The organism is Pyxidicoccus sp. M15 (genome assembly GCF_056858435.1).
Genome location: NZ_CM166495.1, coordinates 12,653,061 through 12,675,836, shown reverse-complemented (window position 1 = coordinate 12,675,836; position 22,776 = coordinate 12,653,061). Strand labels below are relative to the sequence as shown.

General features: G+C 70.4%; 18 protein-coding genes and 1 pseudogene. 9 read left to right on the top strand and 10 right to left on the bottom strand.

All coding sequences use genetic code 11. From position 1 onward, the window contains the following. Positions 1-446: 446 nt before the first annotated feature. The 4 genes and pseudogenes from ACX9TP_RS47355 to ACX9TP_RS47340 all read left to right on the top strand — a co-directional run. Entirely contained in the window at positions 447-719 is a 273-nt protein-coding gene (locus tag ACX9TP_RS47355; RefSeq protein WP_482977335.1) for a hypothetical protein, read from the top strand. After that, positions 716-1,195: a hypothetical protein gene (locus ACX9TP_RS47350; protein ID WP_482977334.1), complete on the top strand. Its 480-nt coding sequence runs from the start codon at positions 716-718 to the stop codon at positions 1,193-1,195. The genes ACX9TP_RS47355 and ACX9TP_RS47350 overlap by 4 nt, the downstream gene beginning before the upstream one ends. Before the next feature lie 25 nt (positions 1,196-1,220). Next, complete coding sequence (locus tag ACX9TP_RS47345) at positions 1,221-1,544, top strand: hypothetical protein (protein ID WP_482977333.1); 324 nt, start codon at positions 1,221-1,223, stop codon at positions 1,542-1,544. Between the two features lie 291 nt (positions 1,545-1,835). After that, a pseudogene (locus ACX9TP_RS47340) lies at positions 1,836-2,414 on the top strand (SDR family NAD(P)-dependent oxidoreductase); the annotation flags it as partial. Here the strand turns inward: ACX9TP_RS47340 and ACX9TP_RS47335 are convergent. Beyond that, positions 2,387-3,241: a helix-turn-helix transcriptional regulator gene (locus ACX9TP_RS47335; protein WP_482977332.1), complete on the bottom strand. Its 855-nt coding sequence runs from the start codon at positions 3,239-3,241 to the stop codon at positions 2,387-2,389. The pseudogene ACX9TP_RS47340 and the gene ACX9TP_RS47335 overlap by 28 nt on opposite strands. Before the next feature lie 232 nt (positions 3,242-3,473). Further along, positions 3,474-5,246, bottom strand: coding sequence for a M4 family metallopeptidase (locus ACX9TP_RS47330; protein ID WP_482977331.1), 1,773 nt, complete (start codon positions 5,244-5,246; stop codon positions 3,474-3,476). A gap of 267 nt (positions 5,247-5,513) precedes the next feature. On the opposite strand from ACX9TP_RS47330, the gene ACX9TP_RS47325 reads away from it, so the two are divergent. From ACX9TP_RS47325 to ACX9TP_RS47315, 3 genes are all read left to right on the top strand, one after another. Beyond that, complete coding sequence (locus ACX9TP_RS47325; RefSeq protein WP_482977330.1) at positions 5,514-6,749, top strand: AAA family ATPase; 1,236 nt, start codon at positions 5,514-5,516, stop codon at positions 6,747-6,749. A 156-nt stretch (positions 6,750-6,905) separates the two neighbouring features. Beyond that, positions 6,906-7,733: an alpha/beta fold hydrolase gene (locus ACX9TP_RS47320; protein WP_482977329.1), complete on the top strand. Its 828-nt coding sequence runs from the start codon at positions 6,906-6,908 to the stop codon at positions 7,731-7,733. A gap of 133 nt (positions 7,734-7,866) precedes the next feature. Next, a complete protein-coding gene (locus ACX9TP_RS47315; RefSeq protein ID WP_482977328.1) occupies positions 7,867-8,151 on the top strand; it encodes a DUF427 domain-containing protein in 285 nt (94 codons plus the stop codon). A 4-nt stretch (positions 8,152-8,155) separates the two neighbouring features. On the opposite strand, the gene ACX9TP_RS47310 is transcribed toward ACX9TP_RS47315, so the two are convergent. Genes ACX9TP_RS47310 through ACX9TP_RS47295 form a run of 4 tightly spaced genes read right to left on the bottom strand, consistent with a single transcriptional unit; the run spans position 8,156 to position 15,657 of the window. Beyond that, on the bottom strand, positions 8,156-11,050 hold the full coding sequence (locus ACX9TP_RS47310; protein ID WP_482977327.1) for a HEAT repeat domain-containing protein: 2,895 nt from the start codon (positions 11,048-11,050) through the stop codon (positions 8,156-8,158). Next, positions 11,043-12,254 (bottom strand): VWA domain-containing protein, encoded by a 1,212-nt coding sequence (locus tag ACX9TP_RS47305; protein WP_482977326.1) that lies wholly within the window; start codon positions 12,252-12,254, stop codon positions 11,043-11,045. The genes ACX9TP_RS47310 and ACX9TP_RS47305 overlap by 8 nt, the downstream gene beginning before the upstream one ends. Beyond that, positions 12,251-14,572, bottom strand: coding sequence for a DUF5682 family protein (locus ACX9TP_RS47300; protein WP_482977325.1), 2,322 nt, complete (start codon positions 14,570-14,572; stop codon positions 12,251-12,253). Before ACX9TP_RS47300 ends, ACX9TP_RS47305 begins: the two co-directional genes overlap by 4 nt. Continuing rightward, positions 14,572-15,657, bottom strand: coding sequence for an ATP-binding protein (locus ACX9TP_RS47295; protein ID WP_482977324.1), 1,086 nt, complete (start codon positions 15,655-15,657; stop codon positions 14,572-14,574). The genes ACX9TP_RS47300 and ACX9TP_RS47295 overlap by 1 nt, the downstream gene beginning before the upstream one ends. 202 nt (positions 15,658-15,859) lie before the next feature. Between ACX9TP_RS47295 and ACX9TP_RS47290 the strand changes: the two genes are divergently transcribed. Further along, positions 15,860-16,381: a GNAT family N-acetyltransferase gene (locus tag ACX9TP_RS47290; RefSeq protein ID WP_482977323.1), complete on the top strand. Its 522-nt coding sequence runs from the start codon at positions 15,860-15,862 to the stop codon at positions 16,379-16,381. Between the two features lie 13 nt (positions 16,382-16,394). Here the strand turns inward: ACX9TP_RS47290 and ACX9TP_RS47285 are convergent, their stop codons facing one another. Then, the gene (locus ACX9TP_RS47285) at positions 16,395-16,745 is read right to left on the bottom strand and encodes a DUF3088 domain-containing protein (protein ID WP_482977322.1); all 351 of its coding nucleotides are present in this window, start codon (positions 16,743-16,745) and stop codon (positions 16,395-16,397) included. Positions 16,746-16,805: 60 nt separating this feature from the next. After that, complete coding sequence (locus tag ACX9TP_RS47280) at positions 16,806-17,489, bottom strand: alpha/beta fold hydrolase (protein ID WP_482977321.1); 684 nt, start codon at positions 17,487-17,489, stop codon at positions 16,806-16,808. 178 nt (positions 17,490-17,667) lie between these two features. Here ACX9TP_RS47280 and ACX9TP_RS47275 point away from each other — a divergent pair, with 178 nt between their 5' ends. After that, entirely contained in the window at positions 17,668-19,620 is a 1,953-nt protein-coding gene (locus ACX9TP_RS47275) for a DUF4185 domain-containing protein (protein WP_482977320.1), read from the top strand. Between the two features lie 2 nt (positions 19,621-19,622). Here the strand turns inward: ACX9TP_RS47275 and ACX9TP_RS47270 are convergent, their stop codons facing one another. Together ACX9TP_RS47270 and ACX9TP_RS47265 are read right to left on the bottom strand one after the other, a co-directional pair. Continuing rightward, complete coding sequence (locus ACX9TP_RS47270; protein ID WP_482977319.1) at positions 19,623-21,854, bottom strand: hypothetical protein; 2,232 nt, start codon at positions 21,852-21,854, stop codon at positions 19,623-19,625. Next, the gene (locus ACX9TP_RS47265) at positions 21,851-22,564 is read right to left on the bottom strand and encodes a hypothetical protein (RefSeq protein ID WP_482977318.1); all 714 of its coding nucleotides are present in this window, start codon (positions 22,562-22,564) and stop codon (positions 21,851-21,853) included. Before ACX9TP_RS47265 ends, ACX9TP_RS47270 begins: the two co-directional genes overlap by 4 nt. Positions 22,565-22,776 lie beyond the last annotated feature (212 nt).

Genomic DNA, 22,776 nt, shown 5'->3' with positions numbered 1-22,776 from the left:
GAGGAGCGCAGGGCGAAGGTGATTCCCGCAGCCGCGCCGAGCACGGCGAGGACCACGAGGGCGGGCAGGGTGGGGCGAGGGCGGGCGCATCGGAGTTGTAACGGGATGCTGCCCCGGGGGCGACGCGATACAAGGATGGCTACCAGCTACTCCTGAGAGGCGAGCCTCATCCGGGGGAAGAGGCCCGTTCCAAGGCGTTAGAAGCTCTGACAACGCGAGGTATTCCAGGTTCGCCAGTAGCTGAGACAAGATGCGCGCCAGCTGCGCTTGAGGAAATCGGCCAGGTTGTGAAGTGGACTGGAGTGACGCGTCAGGGGGACCTCAATGGGAGCTGATTACGATGACGCGGTCAGGAGCATCATCAAGGTGCGGTTCCCGGAGGCGAAGCAGCTCCCAGACGGTGGGTGGGACAGAGATGGCGCATTGAAACGGGTGTGGATGTCCCCGTGACAGGCGATGCGCTTGGGGCGGCCGAGAAGGCCATGGCCCAGGAAGATTTTGAGGTGAGGATTGACAGGGTCGGCCACCGGACCGTGGACCTGCTGGTGACGACCCGCGAAGACCCGAAGCAGGGTCGATTCCTGTTTGCAACCTACAATGCCTTGCGCATCTTTGATCAGGGTGTGGCCTATATTCTTTCAGTTGAAGGGCAGCCACGTGAGCACTGGACACCGCTTCGCGACTGGTCAGCTTCACGGCTGGGAGGACCTCCAGATTGAGCAGCAAGCGCATTGCGCTGGATGATGAGCAACTGGGGCACCTCATGGAGTGCCTGCTCATCCACTACAAGCTCCATCCCGAGTCCGGTGCGTTTGTCATCGTTTCGGACCATTGGGAGAAGCCGGGGGAGGGCTACCGCGCCTTCATCCGTATCCGACTCTCCGGGGTCGAGGAGTTTGCACGAGAGCGTGGTGTCAACCGCGCTGCGCAGGTATTCATGGAGGCGTATCGACTGCAAGAGGCTGCGCCGCCCGTCGTATTTCAAGCCGTGGACTCCTTCTCGGAAGGAGAGGGAAGGACTCGGGTGAACTTCTGGTTCGGACCGGCGTTCGGCGGGGTTTCCTTCACGTGCCGTGAGTACTCCGCATGGCTTCGAGTCGCCCGCGTCAGGCAGACGGGCTCCAAGTGGGAGTACCGTGATGCGACGACGGAGGACGTGATGGATTTCTACGACCCCTTCGGGGAATGGCACTGAAGGGACAGGGATGGCGACATTGGGGATGACGCAACAAATCGCCGATGAGTTCCTCGGTTGGTGGATCGACCCAGCGAGCAACCCAGGTTTCCCGAGGCGCTTTGCCCATGGGTTTACCTACCGGAAGGAGCCGGTAGGACTGTCGGATTCAGCCGCGGTTTGGTTCATCGAACAGAAACTGCCGTGGTCCAAGGTGGACGTGAGATCTCAAGTAGTCGAGGGCGCCACGGCTCTCATCGTTATCGAGGGGGTAGACCCGGTGACGGAGCTTCGCCATGAATTCAGATGGGAGCTTGTCGTCCGGGGGGAGCGAATCGTGTCCGTACTTGAGCGTGTTGACACTCTTTAGCCACTGGCAGTCGGTCGAAGTTTGTCTGGGGGACAGGCTTGCTGAGGCGATTCGTCGCGGTGGTCCTCCTGTCTGGTGGGATGGCGATGCTCTCGAGCGTCATGTACTTCGAGTGCTTTCGAGGCCATTCGCTCCATGAGTTCAAGGTCCCGTGGGGAGCCCGGGACTTCTCATGCGCCGGAGTCCCTCGCCGCGCACGGTGAGGTGGCGGCCGGGCTCATCCTGGTGGTCCGGGTCATGGGATGAGTTCACGCCATTTTTCCGGCCGTCACGGGCCGCTAGTCATGGGCCATGACCACGAAACAAGAGCCCCTGAATTCTGGCTATGGCGCGCGGACCACGGCGCATGAGGTGATGGGCAACGGCAGCCTTGATGGAGCCTCCGCCGTTGTGACAGGCGGGTATGCGGGCGTCGGGCTGGAGACCCCGCGCGCGCTCGCGGCCGCCGGTGCGACGGTGGTCGTCCCCGCGCGAACGCCCGACAAGGCACGTGCGGCATTGGCCGGCCTGGAGCGCGTGGAACTGGGGCACCTGGACCTGAGCGAGCCGGCGTCGATTGACGCGTTCGCCGCGCGCCTCCTGGCGTCCGGGCGCCCCCTCCACATGCTCTTGAACAACGCGGGCATCATGGCGACGCCGCTCCTGAGGGATTCGCGCGGGTTCGAGTCGCAGCTCGCCACCAACCACCTCGGCCACTTCCAGCTCACGGCGCGGCTCTGGCCCGCGCTGCGCAGGGCCCACGGTGCCCGCGTGGTCTCCCTGTCGTCACGGGGGCACCGGCGCGCCGCCATCGACTTCGAGGACCCTCACTTCGAGCGGCGCCCCTACGACAAGTGGGTGGCCTACGGCCAGTCGAAGACGGCGAACGCGCTCTTCGCACTCGCACTCGACGCACGGGGCGAGCCCCAACGCATCCGTGCGTTCTCCGTCCATCGCGTGACGCGAAGCTGGTGGCCGTCGGGCTCCGAGTGCGTGAGCGCGACGTGCTCGAACTCGATGACGCCCAGGCCTGGATGGTCGATGACCTTCAGGCCCTCGGGCCGCTCGACCACGTCGTGCTCGCCCGAGAAGCGCGCGAACTCCGGACTGACGCTCGCCAGCTCCTCGACGAGCGCATCGAACTCCGTCCGGTCGGCGGCGCGAGCGGCATCGAGGCGGAAGCCCGCCACGGCCCCGCGCGCATCGGCTTCCCAGCCCGGCATGCGTGCGCGCCGGTCCGGGTTCATGAACAGCGACCACAGCCCGTTGCGCCGCTCCGGGGGCAGGAGGCCGAAGTCTCCGTAGAGGATGACCGCCAGTGCGTTCCAGGCGAGCACGTCCCACCGCCGCGTCGAGACCAGCGCTGGAAACGGGTAGTCGTCGATGACGCGCTGGAGCGCTTCACTGATTCTGGCGGGTGCGATGGCGGGCCGCGCCGCCGGCCGCCCGTGCGCCAGCTCGAACAGGTGTGCCCGCTCCGTCGGCGTCAGGCGGAGTGCCCGCGCGAGACGCTCGAGCAGCGGCTCCGAGACGTGGATGTCCCGCCCCTGCTCCAACCACGTGTACCAGCTCACCCCTACGTCCGCGAGCCGGGCGACCTCCTCACGGCGAAGCCCCGGCGTGCGCCGCCGGGTGCCGGCGGGCAGGCCCACCTCCGCCGGACGCACGCGCGCACGACGGGTGCGGAGGAACTGCGCGAGCTCGGCGCGCCGGGGCATGCGTGGCGTACTCGTCACGAAGCAACACGTTACGCGAGCGTCGAAGGGGGCACCACGGTTGCCGGGACCATGCCGAAGCAGCGGTGAGCTCTTTCCGCATCCCTGGCGCCCGGCGGCCGGGCGAACCCATCCGCCCGAGGGCGGAGGCCGCGTCCCCCGGCTCCGAAAAGACAACCGGCGCGGCCGCCAGGAGTGGCAGCCGCGCCGGCAGGTGAAGCACAGCTACCGCGGACTACTGACCGGAGCTCACCGTGTAGGTGACGCCGGAGTAGGCCGTGTAGCCCTTGATGAGGACGTAGTAGGTGCCCTGCTTCGCGCCGTTGATGGTGCAGGTCTCCGTGGAGGTGGCGCCCGCCGAGATGCAGTCGTAGCTGGTGGTGGTCGGGGCGCTGCCGAACTTCACGTACATGTCCGCGTCACCCGTGCCGCCCGTCGTCGCGAACTTCATCGACGTCGCGCCGGCCGGCGTCACGTGCGTGTAGCTCTTGTTGCTGCTCTTCGCGCCGGACAGGTTGCTCACCGTGGAGATGACCGTCCACGTCGGAGGAGCCGCCACGCCCACCGCCGTCCAGCCCGCGTTCACCGCGGCCGCCTCGGTCGCGCCGTACAGGTCCTGCGCCGCCTGCGCCGTGGCGCCGCGCGCCTCGGAGAAGGTGCTGCCCGGCGTCAGGTACACCGTGTTGGCACGGTAGAAGATGGCCGCGCCCTTCATGATGCTCGTGAAGGCGTCCGCGTCGAGCGGGGGCACCACGGTGGTCGTCTTGCCGCGCGGGTGCGAGCCACCCGTCACCATCAGCTTGAACGCCAGGTTGGCGATGCCCGAGTTCCAGTGCACGCCACCGTTGTCCGAGGTGCCGGTGTACCGCGTGGGGTAGTAGTCGAAGTCACCCGCGATGGCCGGGTCGTTCATGTAGCGGAGCGCGTCGCCCGCGGTCCCCGGCGTCCAGCACTCCTCGCCAATCTTCCAGGTGTTGGCCGTGACGGCCCCATCCCGGAACGCCTCGATGGCGGCGCCGAAGACGTCGGACATCGCCTCGTTGAGGGCGCCGGACTCACCCTGGTAGATGAGCTCGGACGACGTGTCGGTGACGGCGTGGGTCAGCTCGTGGCCCACCACGTCCAGCACCGTCAGCGGGCCGGACTGCGAGCCGTCGCCGTCGCCGTACACCATCTGCGTCCCGTTCCAGAACGCGTTCACGTAGTTGCGGCTGTAGTGCACCGACGAGATGAGGTTCGTCCCCAGGCCGTCGTAGCTGTCACGCCCGAACTTGCTGAAGTAGAAGTCGTACGTGAAGCCCGCGTTGTCGTGCGCCGCGTTCAGCGTCGCGTCGCTCGTGGGGGCCGTGGTCTCGCTGCGCACCAGCGTGCCGGGCAGCGTCGTCCGGTTGTTGGCCGTGTACGTCCTGCGGTTGCGCTGCGTCTTGATGTTGTCGAACGACAGCGCCGTCTCGCCGTTGTGTGCGTCGACGAACACGTTCGGCATCGCCGGCTCGCCCTCGGCCGACACCGTCTCCAGCTGCACCCGCCACGTCAGCCGGCCGCCCTTGCCGGTGGTGTTGGGGAGGATCTGGAGGTCCACCTTCGGCGCGCCCACCAGGACGCTGCCGGCGGGCATCTGGGCGATGGCCGCCTGGAGGGCCCGGTCCGAACCGAGGCTCGGACGGGTGTCCACCTTCAAGTCACGCGCCAGCTTGTCGGTGATGGAGCCGAGGGTGCCGTCCGCCTTCAGGTGGACGATGGCCTGGGCGCCGAACACCGGCACGCCGTTGACGCTCTGCGCCACCCGCTCGTGCGCCTTGCCGCCGCGCTCGGACAGGGTGCGCTTCGCGGTCAGCTCGCCAGTACCACCAAGGAATTCAGGCTGTTGCGCCTGAACCTGACGCAGGCCCTGGCCCGTCTGGCCAAGGGTCTGCAGGTCCTGCGGAGACTGCGTGTCGGCGTCCAACGTCTCGACGCCGCATGCAGTTCCGAGGAGCAGGGGGAGGATGGAAACAAAACGAGTCATGCGCATGAGGGGCTTCCTCCAGATCGGCCAGGTGGCCGAGCGCAGTCTTTCTCACGAAATGAAAAGTTTAGTCAAACTGTATAAGTGCAACTCACTTGCATCTGTGGAACCTGAGTGATTCCGGATATTTACGTTCGGAATGTTTGTTTCCCAAGTAATTCCGGTTTGTGAGGTGTAGGTCCGGGCAGGCGTGGAAGGAAGGTCCGCGGGCCGGCGCTCGTGGCCTCGGGTTGACGCTGGCGGCGGGCGAGAGGAGCCTCCGGGCCGATGCTCAAGCTCCAGTGGCTCCAGGTCCACGAGTACCGCTCCGTGCAGCCCGGGACGCGGCTGTCGTTCAGCCCGTCCCTCAACGTGCTCCTCGGAGAGAACGGCACCGGGAAGACGATGCTGCTGGAGCTGGTCGCCGCCGTGGCCAGCTCCGACTTCAGCGCCCTCAAGGCCGAGGCGTTCGACCTCGAGTACGAGCTGACCTCCGACACCGGCCGCATCACCGTGCGCGTGCGCAACGAGACGGTGGAGGGCGGCACGGGGCTCGTCATGGACCTGGTCGTCGCGCCGGGGGACATGGCGTGGCCGCTCGTCATCCACCGCGAGGGACAGCAGGTGACGGTCTCCCGCCAGGACGACACCTCGGACGTCGTCCACGAGCGCATCGCCCCCGAGGTGGGGGGGCGGCTGTGGCTCGTCCTCATGTCCGGCGGCATCGCCTGGGTGGAGAAGACGGGCGAGGGCGCCGCCGCCGTGGAGCCGCTGCTCGCCATGGCCCGCGAGGTGTCCGCCCAGGCGGGCCTGGGCCGCTTCGACGAGGGGCTCGGCTACTTCGACCAGCTCTACCAGGTGGAGCTGCGCCTCTCGCGCCGCGCCGAGGGCGTGCTCGCCACCGGCACCGGCCTCGCGTCGGAGGACCTGCTGGATGGGCTGCGCAAGGTGGCCGCCGCGCAGTGGGGCTCCGCCCGGTACGTGCTCCCCGCCGAGGGCATCCCCTTCCTCCGCGACGCCGCGCGGCTGCTCGGCTTCGTCTCCGCCGAGGCGCTCCTGGCCCCGCTGGAGTCCCAGCCGCAGGGCCGGTACGAGACGCTGTCGCTCGGCCACCTGGAGCTGGTCTTCACCGGGCCCGGTGGGAAGCGCGTCTCCGCGCGGGAGCTGGGCTACGGCCAGAAGCGCCTCGTGGCCCTGTTGCACTACCTCGCCCATGCGCGCGCCGTGGTGGTGGCCGACGAGCTGGCCCACGCCCTCCACCCCCGGCAGCTGCGCGCCGGCCTCGAGCAGCTCGGCGCCCGGCAGGCCTTCCTCACCAGCCAGAGCCCGCTCCTGCTCGACAGCCTCACCTTCGACTCGGCCGAGCACGTGCGTGGCTCCTTCGTGCGCTGCCGCCGCGAGGACGGCACCGGCATGCTCGTCTGGGAGGACCTGTCCCCCGAAGTCGCAGAGGACTTCTTCACCGCCTGGCGCGCCGCCCCCCAGCGCGTGGGCGAGCTGCTCCAGGCGCGGGGACTCTGGTAGCGCCCAGAGGCGCGGGGCTCCGGTAGCGCCCAGAGGAGCGGGGCTCCGGTATCGCCCAGAGGCGCGTCCGTCACCCGGATGACGCCTCATGCCACCGCAGGGTGGGACGCCGCGTCATGGCATGGCCTATCCTTCCGGGCGGGGAGGGAACCGCCAATGCCGATGCTGTCCGTGAATGGAACCGAGCTCCACTACGAGGATACGGGGGGCTCCGGGCCGCCCATCATCTTCAGCCATGGGCTGCTGTGGAATACCCGGCTGTATGACCCGCAGGTGGATGCGCTGCGAGGCCGCTACCGCTGCATCGCGTATGACCACCGGGGGCAGGGCCGCAGCGCGGTGCCGCCGGAGAGCGTCATCGACATGGAGACGCTGTACCTGGACGCGATTGGCCTCATCGAGAAGCTCGGCGTGAAGCCGTGCCACTTCGTGGGCCTGTCCATGGGAGGTTTCATCGGCATGCGGCTGGCGGCGCGCAGGCCGGACCTGCTGCGCTCGCTGGTGCTGATGGAGACGTCCGCCGACCCCGAGCCCCTGGCCAACGTGCCCCGCTACACGCTGCTCAACCTCATCGCCCGGCTCGCGGGCGTGCGGCCAGTGGCGGACCCGGTGATGCGCATCATGTTCGGCAAGGGCTTCCTGACCGACCCGAACCGCGCCGAGGAGCGAGCCCTGTGGCGCGCGCGGCTGCTGGAGAACCGCAAGGACATCTGGCGCGCCGTCAACGGCGTCATCAAGCGCCGCGCGGTGAGCGCCGAGCTGCCCAGCATCAAGGTGCCCACGCTCGTCGTGGTGGGCGAGGAGGACGTGGCCACCGTCCCCGCGAAGGCCGAGCGCCTGCACCAGCTCATCCCCGGCTCGCGCCTGGTGCGGCTGCCGCGCGGAGGACACTCCGTCACCGTGGAGGAGCCCGCGCTCGTCAACGCCACCCTGGGCACCTTCCTCGACGCGCAGTCCGAGCAGTCCGCGGCGCAGGCGGGCTGAACCGGAGGCATGGGGTGCCCGCGTCCACGCGGGCCGTGGAGCACCTGACAGGACGAGCGGCGGGCGTGCTTCCGTGAGTGCGCCCCCGCCCGTCCGCCGTTATGCCCGACCTTCGAACCGGAGGAGCACCGTCATGCCAGTGGCGAAGTGGAATGGAGTGGTGATTGCGGAGAGCCCGCACTGCGAGAAGGTGGAGGGCAACTGCTACTTCCCGGCCGAGGCCATCCGCCGTGAGTACTTCCGCCCGAGCGACACGCACACCGTCTGCCCGTGGAAGGGGACGGCGAGCTACTACGACGTCGTCGTCGACGGGCAGGTGAACAAGGACGCCGCCTGGTACTACCCGGAGCCGAAGGCCGCCGCGTCCAACATCACCGGACACGTGGCCTTCTGGCGTGGCGTCACCGTGGAGGGCTGAGCGCCTACGCCTTCACGCCCAGCATCCTTTTCGCCGTGCGGGACAGCGCCTTGTCCGCGGCCACCGCGGGCATGCCCAGCAGCACCTGGGCCACCGGCTTGCCGGCGCCGTGCGCGTTCTCCCCCGCGAGCTTGAGGTACACCGCGCACCGGGCGAGGAACTCCGGGTGCTCGCGCGAGGCCTTCGCCCGCTGGAGCAGCTCCTCCGCCAGCGCGTCGGCGGGGAACTTCTCGAACAGGTTGCGCAGCGCCTGGCGCTCCACCGCCTCCGGGCGGACCTCCGCCAGCCGCACCGCGGGCGCGAGCATGGCGAGGCCGAACGTCTTCAGCGACTCGGACACCACGCCCGGCTTCCAGCCGTCCACGAAGGCCGCCAGCAGCGTCTCCGCCCCACGCACGTCGCCCAGCACCCCGAGGGCATACGTCGCCGTCTTCGCCTCCTCGTCGTCCCCGCCGCGCGCCTCCACGCTGGCGACGAAGCGCTCCAGCACCTCCGCGTCCCCCAGCCACGCCAGCGCCATGGCCGCGCGGTTGCGCACCTCGCGCGACGGGTCCCCGTACAGCACCTGCCGCAGCACCGGCCACGCCACGGTGAGCCCCACGCCCTCGAGCTGGTCCACCGCGCCCCGGCGGGCCTCCTTCGTCGGCTCCGTCAGCGCCCGCTGCGCATACGCGTGGATGCGCTCGCGCCGCGTCTTCAGCAGCGCCGCCGCGGCCTCCGGGCCCGCCTCGCGCGCCCGCACGTCGTCCAGCACCTCGCGCGCGAACAGCCGCAGGCCCGCGTCGTGTCCCTTGCGCGTGAGCGCATCCAGGAGCTGCCGCGCCTCGGTGCCGCCCAGCATTCCCAGCACGCGAATCGCCGTGCGGCGCACCATGCGGCTGTGGTGCTCGGCCAGCGCCGTCTTCGCCACCACCAGCGCCTGGTCCCGCGAGCCCTGGGCCACCGCGCGCGCCACGAAGGCACTGGCCGCGCCGTCGCTCCAGGCCGGGTACAGCTCGCCCAGCAGCGCTTCCGGCTTCATGCTCGCGTAGTAGTGCGCCGCGTGGGCCGCCGCCTCGTAGCGCGTCAGCTCGCCGCGCGCCCGCTTCAGCAGCGCCTCGCCCGGAGGCAGCGGCACCTCGGGCCTGCGCACGTGGATGCTCGGGTGCGTGGGCACCGGCTGCAGCGCGCCGCCGTCCACCTGCACCGCGCCCGCCAGCCGCACCAGGGCGATGCCGAGCACCTGATACACCTTGATGAAGTCGTCCAGCCGCTCCCCCGCGTCGGGTCTTCCGGCCAGCGCCTCCAGCAGCGCCCCCGGCTTCTCCAGCCCCAGCTCCCGCAGCCGCGCCACCAGCGGCTCCACCGCGCGCGTGGACAGCGCGGGCAGCCCGTTGGCGAACTTCTCCGCCAGCTCGTCCCGCACCTCCGCCAGGGCAATGGCCGCGCGAGATGCGCCCGCCGCCCGCGCCGCGTCCGACCACCCGCTCCGGGGCACCGCCACCGGCGCCGCCGCCGGCCTCGAGCCGCCCCGCCGGCGCGACGCGAAGGCCTCGCCCTCCAGCCGGCCCAGGCCGCGCAACTCCAGCCCCTCCGGCGTCTCCACCACCACCGCCAGGGGGAACAGCGTGGGCAGCGCCGCCTCCAGGCCCACGTCTCCCAGCACCACCTTCAGCTTCGCGCCCTCCAGCGCCGCGGCCAGGGGCTCCTCCAGCGCCGCGTCTGCCGGGAGGAACAGGCCCCGGTCCCCCGAGTCCACCAGCTGCGAGCGCTGCCCGCTGGCCAGCAGCGTCTCCACCCGGAGCGTCACCGGAAGCAGGTCCGGCGCGAAGACGTCCTTGCGGTGTTCCTGGAAGGCCGTCAGCGCCGCGCCCACGTCCGGCAGCGCCACCTCCACCAGGCGCCGCAGCGCCGCCCCGTCCAGCGGCAGCTTCCGCGCCTCCGCGTCCAAATCCAGCCGGTGCGGCGCGAAGCCCGGGTACTGGCCGCCCTTCGCCTCTTCCAGCACCAGCCCCGCGTGGCTCTTCTTCGGCTCCACGCTCTTGAGGAACGCGGGGAGAATCTGCTTCTCCGCGTAGTGCTTCCCGGACGCCAGGTCCACGAAGCGGCTCTCGCGCACGAGGAAGTTGTCCGGCGTGGTGCGCGTGGTGAAGGCGTACTCCACCAACGTCAGCCCCTCCACCGGCGCGCGGTCCTTCTTCGTCCACGTCTTGCCAATCAGCTCCTCGACGTAGCGGTCCTCCAGCGCCTCGCCGCCCAGGTGCTTCTCCACCTTGCGCACGGTGAGCAGCATGTCCGCCACCAGGTCCGCGTACACCGGCGCCTCGAAGGTGCCCGTGCGCGCCACCGCGAGGTCCAGGAGCCCCGCCACCTCCACCGTGCGCGCCGCCAGCCGGCGCAGGCCATTGGCCCGCAGCACCTCTCCGAGCTGGCGCACCTGCTCCGGCCGGTCCGCGCCCAGCGACACCACGCCCGACAGGCCCAGCTCCCGCACCAGCGTGGACACCTGCGCCACGCCGGCCTTCATCAAATCAGCCGTCTCGGCCTTGCCCTTCTTGACGCTCTTCTTCTTCGCCCCATCCGAGCCGCCCGAGGGCGCCGCGTCCGTGGTGACGAACGCCTCCGGCGCGCGGGCCCACGCCACCAGCAGCGCCGCCGCGTGCTTGCAGAAGGGCCGCGAGCGCGCCGCCATGCACGAGCAGCGCCCCTTCACCTCGCGCCCGTCGCCGAACACCAGCGACACCTTGTAGGGCGACGCCCCCGAGCCCAGCGCGTCCGCGAAGAGCCGGTTCTCGTACCGGGACAGGTTGGAGAGCTGCTTGCCGTCGAAGAGCTGCGCGCCCTTCGTCAGCTCCGCCCGGTCGCTGATGATTTCCGTCAGCGCCCCGAGTCCCCCCGTCAGCTTCCGCACCTCAGCCATGGCGCGCCTCCTTGTCGGCCGACACGAGCGGCCCCAGGTCCTGGTTGCGCATCACCCGCTCCACCACGTCCACCAGCTTGCGCGGCGTGCACCCGAAGCACGGAATGCCCAGCGCGGTGAGCTTCTCCGCCATCGCATGGTCGTACGAAGGCTTGCCCCCGTCCGACAGCGCCAGCAGACACAGCACCTTCGCCCGCGAGTCCACGAGCTGCCGCAGCCGCGCCACCAGTTCCTCGGCGTTGCCGCCCTCGTACAAGTCCGTAATCAGGATGAAGAGCGTCTTCTCCGGCCGCTGCACGTGGTTGGCCTGCGCGTACGCCACCGCGCGGTTGATGTCCGTGCCGCCGCCGAGCTGCGCCGTGAAGAGCACCTCCACCGGGTCCGCCAGCATGGGCGTCATGTCCACCACCTCGGTGTCGAACAGGACGAGGCTCGTGCGCAGCACGTCCAGCGACGCGAAGATGGCCGCCATGACGGAGCTGTACACGACGCTCTCCGCCATGGAGCCGGACTGGTCCACCACCAGCGTCACGTCCCACTCATGGTGCCGCCGCTGGTTGGGCCAGAAGTAGAAGCGCTCCGGAATCAGCCGCTTGCGCTCCGCGTCCCAGCCCTTCAGGTTCTGCCGAATCGTGCGCTTCCAGTCCATGTTGCGCGCAATCGGCAGCGGGCTCGTCCTGTCCCGCTTCAGCGCGCCGAACACGGCCGTGCGGATGGGCGACTCCAGCTTCCTGCGCAGCTCATCGACGACTTCACGGACGATTTGCCGGGCGATGTCCTTCGCCTGGTCCGGAATCAGCCCGCGCGCGCTGACCAGCGTGGTGACAAGCTCCACGTTCTTGTCCAGGAAGGGCAGCGTCTCCGGCTCGAAGAGGAGCTGCGTCAGCCCCTTCTTCTCAATCGCATCCTTCTGGACGAGCGCAATCACGTCGTCGCGGAAGAAGCCTCGCAGCGCGCCCAGCCACTTGGGGATGTACGGCCGCGAGCCCGCCGCGCTCGCGCTCCGCTCGCCGTAGACGAAGGAGAGCGCGTCATCCAGCTCCTCCAGGTCCGACTCGCCCACGCCCACCGCGCCGGCGCCGGCGGCCAGTCCTCGCAGCGAGGGGCAGGAGCCCGTCTTCTCCGCCGCCGGGCCCAGCGCCAGCCGCCAGCGCAGGAGCGCATCCCGGTCCTTCTCCGATAGGTCCTTGGGGTCCACGCTCATAGCAGGTCGTCCAGGTCATCGAGCGCCTTGCCCAGCTCCGCGCTCATGTCCTTGAGCTTCTCCTTGTCCTTCTCTTCGAGGACGCCCTTCACCGCCTGCCCCTTCGTCCCGAGCTGTCGCAGCGCCACCACGTTCTCCATCAGGTAGCGGCGCTCCGTGGGACCCAGCGCGCCCAGTGCTCTCCTCAATACCGGCAGGGTCTGACGGAAGCGCTCCGCCTCCACGCTGGAGAGGAAGTCGTCCAGCGCCTTCACCACCTCGCGGCTCTTCACCAGCACCAGCGCATTCACCTGGAGGAAGCCCTCCAGGTACGCGGCGCCCGCCTCCGGCTCCACCGCCAGCGACAGCCGCCGCCCCACCTCCAGCGCCACGTCCGACTCGGCCAGCTCCTGCGCGAGGTACAACAGCCCCGTGGCCAGGCCCGACGTCGACGGGTGCACGGCGTGGCTCTCCATCAGCCCGCGCGCCTCCGCCAGCCACCCGGCCCTGTCCGCGCGAGGCTGCGCCAGCGCCACCTCGTGCAGCGTGCGCAGCGCCTCCAGCACCGCTCCCACCGCGTCCGGCGCGCAGGCGCTGGCCTCACGCACGCGCAGCAGCGCGCGGCCGAAGGTCTTCTCGCACAGCACCGCCACCGCCTCGTCGCCCACGTCCGCATGCGCCCGGGACGTGCCGTACGCCACCAGCCCGGACAGGGCCCGCGCGGCGGAGGCGAGCGACGGCAAATCCGAGTCCGTGGCCGCGTGCGCGTCACAGGCCCGCAGGGCCGCCGCCACCGTCTGCGAGCAGCCCGTAATCACGGACTCCAGCAGCACGTCCGCCGCGTCGGCGGTGGACTTCGCGCCGGTCAGCCGCTCCTGGAGGATGCGCGTCGTCACCGCCTCCAGCGTGTCGCCGAGGACGATTTTCTCCACCAGCGCCACGTCCGTGGACGGCGTCCACTGCGCCTGCCAGGACTCGCGCACGCGGGTGAGCGCGGCGTAGCCCCCGGCCTCCTGGGGCGGCGCTCCTCGCTGCTGCCCCGCGCCCTGGAGCGCCGCGTACGGAATCCCCGCCACGCGCAGCCGGTGCAGGAAGACGGAGGAGCCCACCTCCACGTCGTTGTTCAGCCGCAGGGAGAACGTCTCCGGACTGTCCGAGCGCGGCAGGCGGCGCGCGTCCACCTCGCGCCAGAACTCCGCCTGCAAGGAGTTCTGACCGATGCGGCTCGCCACCCGGCCCACCTGGTGGCCGATGACGCTCTTCCACAGGAAGCCGTCCACGTGCGTCGCGTCCCCGCGGCACAGCGTGGCCACCGTGGCCTCACGCAATTCGTCCAGGCCCGGCGCGCTCTTCTCCCGCAGGTCCGTCAGCGTCAGCGCCAGCCGGTACGCCTCCAGCACGTCCGACAGCGACGCGGTGAAGCCTCGCGTGCGCAGGTGCCCCGCGAAGTCGATGAGCACCTCCAGCGTCGCGCGCCGGAAGTCGCACTTCGCCTCGTGCGCCTTCTGGTAGAAGTGCGGCGCCCGGTTGCCCGCGCCATACCCGAGCTGCTCCGCCAGCCGGGGGAAGCTGTACGGAATCACCGTCACCGCGCAGGGCACGCCCTTCGGCAGCTTCGCCTCCAGCGCCGCGTCCACGTCGCCCGCGATGAAGGCCGCCACGTGCGCGGCGCCCGCCACCACCGCCACCTTCTCCGGCGGCACGCCGCTCGCCACCACCTCCAGCACCTTGCGCGCCATGAAGGCGTCGCGCCAGCGGTGGTAGTCATTCCTCGGGCCCGCGTTCAGCACGTCCGCCCAGGCCAGCAGCACCGGCCGGAAGCCCTCGGGCGTCCAGTCCGGCGCCTCGAACAGGGCCTCCCACAGCTCCTCGAAGGAACGGTAGCCACGCTCCTTCGCGAAGCGCTCGGAGAGGGGCTCCTCGGGCTCGTGGGTGACGGCCGTGGCGGCGGACTCCGTCTCGACGCCGGGCTCGGTGCCGGGCTCCTCTCCGTCCTCGCGGTCCACCTCCAGGCTGACGCCGACCGGGATGTCGATGAACTCCGCGCGGGCCTTGTGCGCCTTCGCCCAGCGCAGCGCCGCGTACTCGGGCGAGTACTCCGCGAAGGGCCACAGCGCCGAGCGCGGCGTGCCGTCCGTCCGGTAGCCCAGAATCGCCACCGGGGGCTTCGTCGCCTCGTCGCACAGCACGTCCACGAGGCCCGTCGCGTCACACGGGCCTTCCACCAGGATGACTTCCGGCCGGACACGTGCCAGCCACTTGCCCAGCACCGCCGTGGTGCGCGGTGAGTGGTGGCGCACCGGGAACAGGTGCACCTTGGAGAGCAGGGCGAGGTCCATCAGCCCCTCAGGAGCTTCTTGCTCGCGGTGTACAGCTCCTTCCACGCGCCCGTGCGGCCCTTGGCCACCGTCTCCATGTACTCGCGCAGGGCCTTCACGTCGTCCTCCTGCTCCTTCACCACCGCGCCCACCAGCGACGCCGCCAGCTCGTGCGGCGTCACCTTCCCGCCGCCGAACTGCTCCGCGAGGATGGAGCTGTTGAACAGCACGCTGATGGCCTCCGCCGTGGACAGCACCGCGCCCGGCGTGCGCACCTTCGTCTTCCCGTCCTTCGTCACGCCCTTGCGCAGTTCCTGGAAGAGCGTCAGCAGCAGCCGGGACAGCTCCTCCGGCGGCGGCACGCCCACCTGGTAGTCATTGCGCAGCTCGGCCTCGCGCTTGGTGACGATTTGAATCTCCTGCTCCAAATCCTCCACCACCGGCACGGTGACGAAGTTGAAGCGGCGCTTGAGCGCGGCGCTCATCTCGTTCACCCCGCGGTCTCTCGTGTTCGCGGTGGCGATGAGGTTGAAGCCCCGCTGCGCGCTCACCACGTCGCCCAGCTCCGGAATGGAGACCTGCTTCTCCGAGAGGATGGAGATGAGCGCGTCTTGAATCTCCGGCGACGTGCGCGTCACCTCCTCGAAGCGGGCGAACTTGCCCGTCTTCATCGCGCGCAGCACGGGGGAGGGGACCAGCGCCTCCGGGGACGGACCCTGCGCCAGCAGCAGCGCGTAGTTCCACGAGTACTTGAGGTGGTCCTCGCTGGTGCCCGCCGTGCCCTGGACGATGAGGGCCGAGGTGCCGCTGACGGCGGCGGAGAGGTGCTCGGACAGCCAGCTCTTCGCGGTGCCCGGCTCGCCCACCAGCATCAGCGCGCGGTCCGAGGCGAGCGTGGCGATGCACACCTGGATGAGGCCCTTGTCACCGACGTACTTGGGTGTAATCGGCACGCCTCCGACGGGCTTGGGGCTCCCGAGGATGTACGTCTCCACCGCGCGCGGCGAGAGCGACCAACCCGGTGGGCGGGGCTTGTCGTCATGGGCGGCGAGGGCTTCGAGCTCGGTCTTGTACTTCGCTTCGGCGGGCAGGCGGATGTCCGGCATGCGGAGAAAGCTATCTTCATGGTCTGACACACGGCAATCCGTGGGGTGGCCCCGCGGGTGGGACTCGGGACAACCCGTGGGGTGACGTCACGGGTGGTGGACCTCGCGGCTCCACACCGCGCGTGCAGGCCCATTCCGGCACGCTGTCATCCTGAAGAATCAACCGTGGCGCACGAGGGCGCCCCCGCGCAGATTACCCATCATGATTCTGACCTACCCGCGCACGACGACCACCGAGCGGCTGCTGCTCCGTCCCTTCCGGGAGAGCGAGGTGGAGGTGATGCTCGCCCTCCACGGGGACCCGGAGACGAACCGCTTCAACCCCAACGGGCCCATGCGCACCCTGGACGACGCGCGGGAGCGGCTGGCGCTGTGGCTCGGTGACTGGGCGCACCAGGGCGTGGGGTACTGGGCGGTGGAGCGGCTCGGCGTCCCCGGCGTGGTCGTGGGCGTCGGTGGCGTGCGCCACAAGGAGCTCCAGGGGCAGACGGTGCTCAACCTCGCCTACCGCTTCGCTCCCGAGGCGTGGGGCACGGGGTATGCGACGGAGGTGTCCCGCGTCGCGCTGGAGCAGGCGCGCAAGCACATCCCCGCCGTCCCCGTGGTGGCCATCATCAACCAGGTGAATGCGCCGTCCATCCGCGTCGCGGAGCGGCTCGGGATGCGGCTGGACAGGGTCATCGACTACGAAGGCGTCCCGAGCCGGGTGTACATGCCCGGCTGAGCCGCACGGTGCTTCACGGGTGCGGCGAGGCGATGCCGAAGCGCGCCGAGAGCCACCGGGCGATGGCCTCCTTGCCGGAGATGAACCGCCGCCCCTCGTAGGTGCCCGTCGCGCAGCCGTGGTTGTTCGAGCCCTCGCCGAGCACCAGCAGCGGGAGCCACTGGTTGTGCTCGCCCACCAGCTCCACCACCGCGGTGCGGGGCCGGGGCCAGGGGATGCGGCGCACGTCCAGCGCGCTCGCGGCCTGGGGGTAGTAGCTCAGCACGCCCTCCAGCTGCGCGCAGTGCTCGCAGTAGAAGCGCACGCCGGGATATGCCGGGTCCTCGAAGCCGGGAGACAACAGAAACAGGATGTCGGATGGCATGGTCACCGAGCTAATCCTCGTTCCACCCGGGAGACAGGGCAAATCGACACCCGGCCCCCTTCAATGAACAGCGAGCAGTCGCCGCACCGCCGCGACGATGGCATCCGGACGGTCCCTGGGAATGTGGTGGCCCGTGCGCTCGACGACCTCGACTTCGCCGGGCGCGCCACCCGCGACGAGCTTGCCTTGTGAAGTCAGGTTCTGCTCCCAGCCCTCCTCGCCGCGGTGGTCCGCGACGAGCGCGAGTACCGGCACGCCGTGCGGAACTCCCGCGGCCGTGGCGTCGCGGAAGCTGGGCACCCAGTCGATGTGCTGCTTCTCCGTCACCGGCCAGGCCTGCGCCGGGTCGAACCCGTCTTCCTGCACGGAGTCGACGAACAGGGCGGCCGCCAGGGATTCGGGCGCGGCGGCCGAAGCCACGCGCACCACGAGCCCGCCATAGGAATGCCCCACCAGCACCCAGCGCCTGGCCTGTCCCTTCAGGGCGTCGAGCAGCAGTCGCGTGTCGCTCCCAGCGGTGCGAGGCCCCGAGTGGGGTGGCTCCCACGCGCACGTCCTCACGTCCGGGTCCATGGCCGCGCGCACGGTGTCCCAGTCCGCCGCGCCCCGCGACGCGCCCGGGATGAAGACCACCGCGGGCTCCCCCGTGTTGCGGCAGTCCAGCCGCCCCACGTCGGCGGCGGGGGCCGGGCGGACCGAGGAGCAGGCGGGGAGCACGAGCAGGGCGAGGAGGCAGCGGCGCATCGGGTGAGTCTACTGGTTCGGCTCCGCTGAGCTTGTGACGGACATTCACGCCACGCCAGGTCGTGACGATGCGGCCGCGGGCGTGCCCCGGCGGCTGTTCTGGTATGTCTTGGAAGGCGCGGATTCCTGCTTTGGAGTCCCCGGCTGACCCGACATTCCCGAGAGGCGGACGCACGCGATGAAACGCACGACGCGCTGGAAGTGGACCCTGCTGCTGCTCGCCTTCACGGGGAGCGCCCACGCGGTGACGCCGACGGGGGTGACGAAGGTGTCGCGCGTCACCGGCGCGACGCCCGCCGGGGAGCTCATTCCGAACCCCAACCAGACGCATACGAACTACGAGGTGTACGGGACGGACCTCGGCATCATCTGGGACAAGGGAGGCGGTGAGGTCTTCCTGGCGTTCGGAGACACGTTCGGCGCGGGGTGGTGCGGCAACGGGGGCTGCGGAGGCGGCTGGCGCAGCAACGTGCTCGCCCGGTCCTCGGATACGACGCTGGCGAACGGGCTCACGTTCACCACGATGATTCAGGATTACACGCGGCACGCGAAGGAAATCCTCCCGTCGAAGAAGGTGAACAACGACGAGATGACGGTCATCCCCACGGCCGGCGTCACCGTGGGCTCGCGGCACTACATCCATTATATGTCCGTGAACCACTGGGGAGAGGCGGGGCTCTGGTACACGAACTACTCGGGCATCGCGTACTCGGACGACAACGGGCAGAACTGGGTGAAGCACCCGAGCGCGCGGTGGCAGAACAACGCCTCGTGGACGAACAACTTCCAGATGGCCGCCTTCGTGAAGAATGGCGGCTTCGTCTACATGTACGCGACGCCGAACGGCCGCCGCGGCAACGTGCACCTGGCGCGGGTTCCCCAGGGCTCGCTGCTGGATATCAGCGCGTATCGCTACTGGGATGGGAATGGCTGGTCCACGTCCCAGGCGGCGGCGCGGCCCGTCGCCATCGGCATCGCGAGTGAGCTGTCCGTCTCGTACAACGCGGCGCTCGGCCGCTTCCTGATGACGTACCTGAACGAGCACCGGCAGGCCATCGTCCTCCGTGACGCCGGCACACCCACGGGCCCGTGGAGCGGGGAGAAGGTGCTCGCCAGTGGCAGCGCGTACCCCGGGCTCTACAACGCGTTCATCCACCCGTGGGGAAACACCGCCACCGAGCTGTACTTCGTCATGTCCCAGTGGACGCCGTACAACACGTTCCTGATGCGGGCGACGCTGACGGGCGACACGGAGGGGGACAACCTGCTCTCCGAGCCGGGCTTCGAGACGCAGGCGGCGACGCCGGTGATGACGCCCTGGTGGGTGGAGGGCGGCGGCGGTGTGGACCGCAACCTGGGCGGCGCGCGCACGGGGCAGGACAACGGCTTCGTGCGGAGCAGCAGCGGCTGGAATGTGCTGAAGCAGAGCGTGGTGGTGCAGCCGTACACGGACTACACGTTGCGGGGCTGGGTGCGCACGTCCGCGAACAACACGGAGGGGTACTTCGGGGTGCGGGGACCGGGCAACGGGCCCATCCTGGTCGAGCGGCTCTTCGGCTCGTTGCCGGGGTACACGGAGCAGGTCGTGAGCTTCAACTCGGGAGCGAGCTCCGTGGTGGATGTGTACAGCGGCCTGTGGGCGAACGGGGACACGTGGCTCCAGCTGGATGACGTGAGCCTGCGCAAGGGGGCCAACCTCGTCGGCCACGCGGGCTTCGAGCAGCAGACGTCCTCGAGCGCGAGCTCCCCCTGGTACGTCGAGGGCATCGCGGGCATCGACCGGGGTGTTGGGTTCGCGAGGACGGGAGCGAACAACGCGTGGGCGCGGAGCTCGGAGGGGTGGAACGCCATCAAGCAGGAGGTCGGCGTGACGCCGAACACGAGCTACACGCTCACCGGCTGGGTGAGGACGGCGGGGGCGCACACCGACGGCTACTTCGGTGCGCGGGTGCTCGGAGGTGGCCCCATCCTGAACGAGGTCCCCTTCACGCAGCCGCTGGGCAGCTACACGCGGCTGACGGTGACGTTCAACTCCGGGGCGAACCACAGCGTGGAGCTGTTCGCGGGGATGTGGGGCCACGGCACGGACACCTGGATTCAGGTGGATGACGTGAGCCTGACGCGGAACTGAGGTCAGTACACGCGCGGGGCCTTCTTCGCCCAGGAGCTCTTCTTGTAGTGCTCGTGCAGGTAGCGGAAGGCCTCCCTGGCTTCCGCCGTGCCCTGTCGGCAGCCGCGCCGGCTGGCCCTCACGACGCGGAAGAGCGCCTTGGGCGAGCGCGGGTCCTCGGGATGCGCCTTCGCCCAGTCGAGCGCCACGCGCGCGAAGTACGGCACCGAGTCCCCCGCGTCGATGAGCGCCTTCCACTCGGCGGCGGAGGTCTTCTGCTCCGCCTCGCTCGCGAAGGGGAACGGCTGCACGGGCTCGCCGGCCTTGGGCGCGCACCACCAGTTCGTTCCGGACACGTCCACCGTCAGGTCGAACTTCGGGTCTTCCGTTGCGAGCCGGGGCACCCAGGGCCCCAGCCGCGCCGACACCGCGGGCAGGCCCATGAGCAACACCTGCGCCTCGAACCGGCGCTCCTCGGGCGTCGGCTTCGCGTCGATGGCGAGCAGCTCCGCCTTCGCCGCCGGCTCCTTCGCGGCGAGCGACTTCGCCGTGGCCCGCATCGTCTCGTCGTCGCCCACCACGGTGGCTCGGGCGAAGGCCGTCCAGCCCACCCACCGGCGCAGGGCCGGGGACAGGGCGTCGCTCGCGGCCAGCTCGGCCATCCGCCGCGCCGTCAGCCGGGGCTCCAGGATGGGAAGGACCTCCTCACCGAAGGACACCGGCCGCGCGTCGGGCGGCGCGTCCACCGCGTCGCTGTAGCTCTCCGTGGACTGGATGCCCGCGAGCCGGCGCGTCGAGTTGCGGAACAGCTCCTCCCAGCTCCGCGCCATCGCGAAGCGCTCCTGGCGCAGCAGGTTGTCGGTGGAGACCTGTTCCCGCGTCAGCTCCAGCGGCACCGTCGCGAGCCGCGCCTGCGCTGCCTTGATGTCCTCCCGCTCGCGCAGCAGGTGCGCGGAGCGGTATGCCAGCGTCACGCCCGCCGGTGAGGCGACAGGCACCTTCGCGGCGTCCGCCAGCAGCGCCGCGAGCCCCGCGGAGTCCGGCCGCGCCTTGAGCAGCGCGGTGACGAGCCAGGGCACGTGCGCCGACTTCTTCCAGCGGGCCACGGCCGTGTCGTACGCCTGGAGGCGTGCTTCCTCCTCCGACTGCCCGGGCTTCGTGATTCCCCGCGTGGCGGTGAGCCACTCGGCCAGCTCCGCCGCGGGAGCCGGGAGCCCCGTGCAGCGCTCCGCCTGCCAGCCCACGAGGTCCAGGTCGCCCAGCTCCGCGCCGAGCGACGAGCCCGTGCCCGGCTGGAGCACGCGCGAGAGCAGCTCGCATCCCCAGCTCTCCGGCCGCAGGCGGACGCGCACCAGGCTCTGCAGACGACGCGCGGGCCCATGCATCTGCGCCCACTTCGGCGTGGCGAGCACGTGGTCGATGACCTTGTCCGCCTCGGTGAGCCGCGCGACGAACTCGGGGGCCGTGGCCGGGTCGCCGAGGAAGGAATCTTCCTTCCGCCCGAAGAGCGCCTGGCGCACGCGGCTGCGCGCCACGAGGTACGCACCGAGCGCTTGATACGGCGAGTCCGCTGACTGGGAGATGCCTTGGAAGGCGTCGGCCGCGCCGTCGTAGTTGCCGCAGTAGAAGGCGGCGGCGGCCTGCTGGTAGTCGTGCTCGGCCTTGCGGCGGGACTTCTGCGCGGGCTTCAGGCCGTCGTCGAGCTTCGGCTCCAGTTCCTGCACGATGCCGCACGCGCTGAAGACGGCGTCCTGGTTGCGCACCCACTCCTCCACCAGCGCCGGGTGCTCCTTCCACTCGCGCGCGAGCGTGCGCGCGGTGTCCGCGGCCTTGCGGAGGGCATCACCCTGGATGCGCGCGTACTGCGCATAGTTGGTCTCCGCCACGGCCTGCGGCACGGAGGGTGGCAGCGCGGGCGCCACCTCCGCCCGGACGGCGAGCCAGTGCTTCTGCGCCTCCTCCGTGCCGGGAAGGGACACGTCGCCCTGCTTGCGCGACCACATGTCCACGAGGTGCCGCTGCTCGTCCTCCGTGGTGGGCACCCGCATCATCGAGCGCCAGGCATAGGCGAGGTACATGTGCCGGTACGTCTCGCGCAGCACGCCCAGTCGTCCCGCGGCGAAGGTCGTGAAGGGCCGGTCGGGGTGGGTGCGGTGGACGTGGATGGGCGAGCCCTCGTCGACGGCACAGGCCTCCGCCGTGGACGGAGGCACGAGGAGCGCGAGGCCGACGACAGCCGGGAGCAGGATCTTCATGGCTTCATTCCCGCCACCGCGCGTGAGAACGCCTCGGGCGTCCACGGGCGGGGGCTGAAGAGATAGAGGGTGGAGACGCCGGGCGGCACGGGCTGCCACTCGTCGAGCGCGAGCCCCACGCTGCCCTTGCACGGCGGCGGCAGCCCGCGTGCGAAGCGGGCGCGGAAGGCGGGGGCTTCGGCGCCCATGCGGAAGAGCTGGGGTACGACTTCGTCCACCGGCGCGCGCGTGAGCCAGCTTCCCGGCACGCACCAGGAGGCCAGCCCGGTGATGGACAGGAGCAGGGCCGGAGGCAGCAGCCGACGTGTCTCCTGGAGCAGCGCGACGTAGGCGTCCTGCTCCGACTCGCGCGCGTCGAAGTCGAGCTGCAGCGCCGTCACGTCGGACCGGTCCGCGAGGGTGGCGAGGCGCTCGGCGAGGCCGCGAAGGCGCTCAGGGGAGAAGTCCGCGAGCGAGGCCCCCGGGCGCATCTCCAGGCGCACGGTGGCCTTCAGCGAGACTCCCGGAGGCAGGCGCAGCGGCTGGCGGCGCGGGTGCACGAGCACGTCCGTCGCGGTCAGCTCCAGCGTCGCCAGCAGGAAGGCCACGTCTGCCACGTGGCCCGCGAGGAAGCGGAGGTCCTCCGGCCGCTCCCAGGCCCAGAGGACGACGCGCGGAGGCTCGGCGGCGGGCGTGCATGACACGAGGGCGCACAGCAGCAGCGCGGCCACGGGGCCACCTCGCGGCGGGGAGACCGTGGAACGCTGCTCGGCGAGAGCCCGGGCTGCACGGCGCGGCAGGGTGGTCGTGGAACCCCGCGGGGGCAGCGCGACTGTCACGCGACCGTCGCCGCGAGCCCGGGCTGTACGGCGCTTCAGGCTGGCCTCATGCGGCAAGGGACATGGCTTGGACATCGCGGGTGTCAGGCCACGCCCCGGTGGGA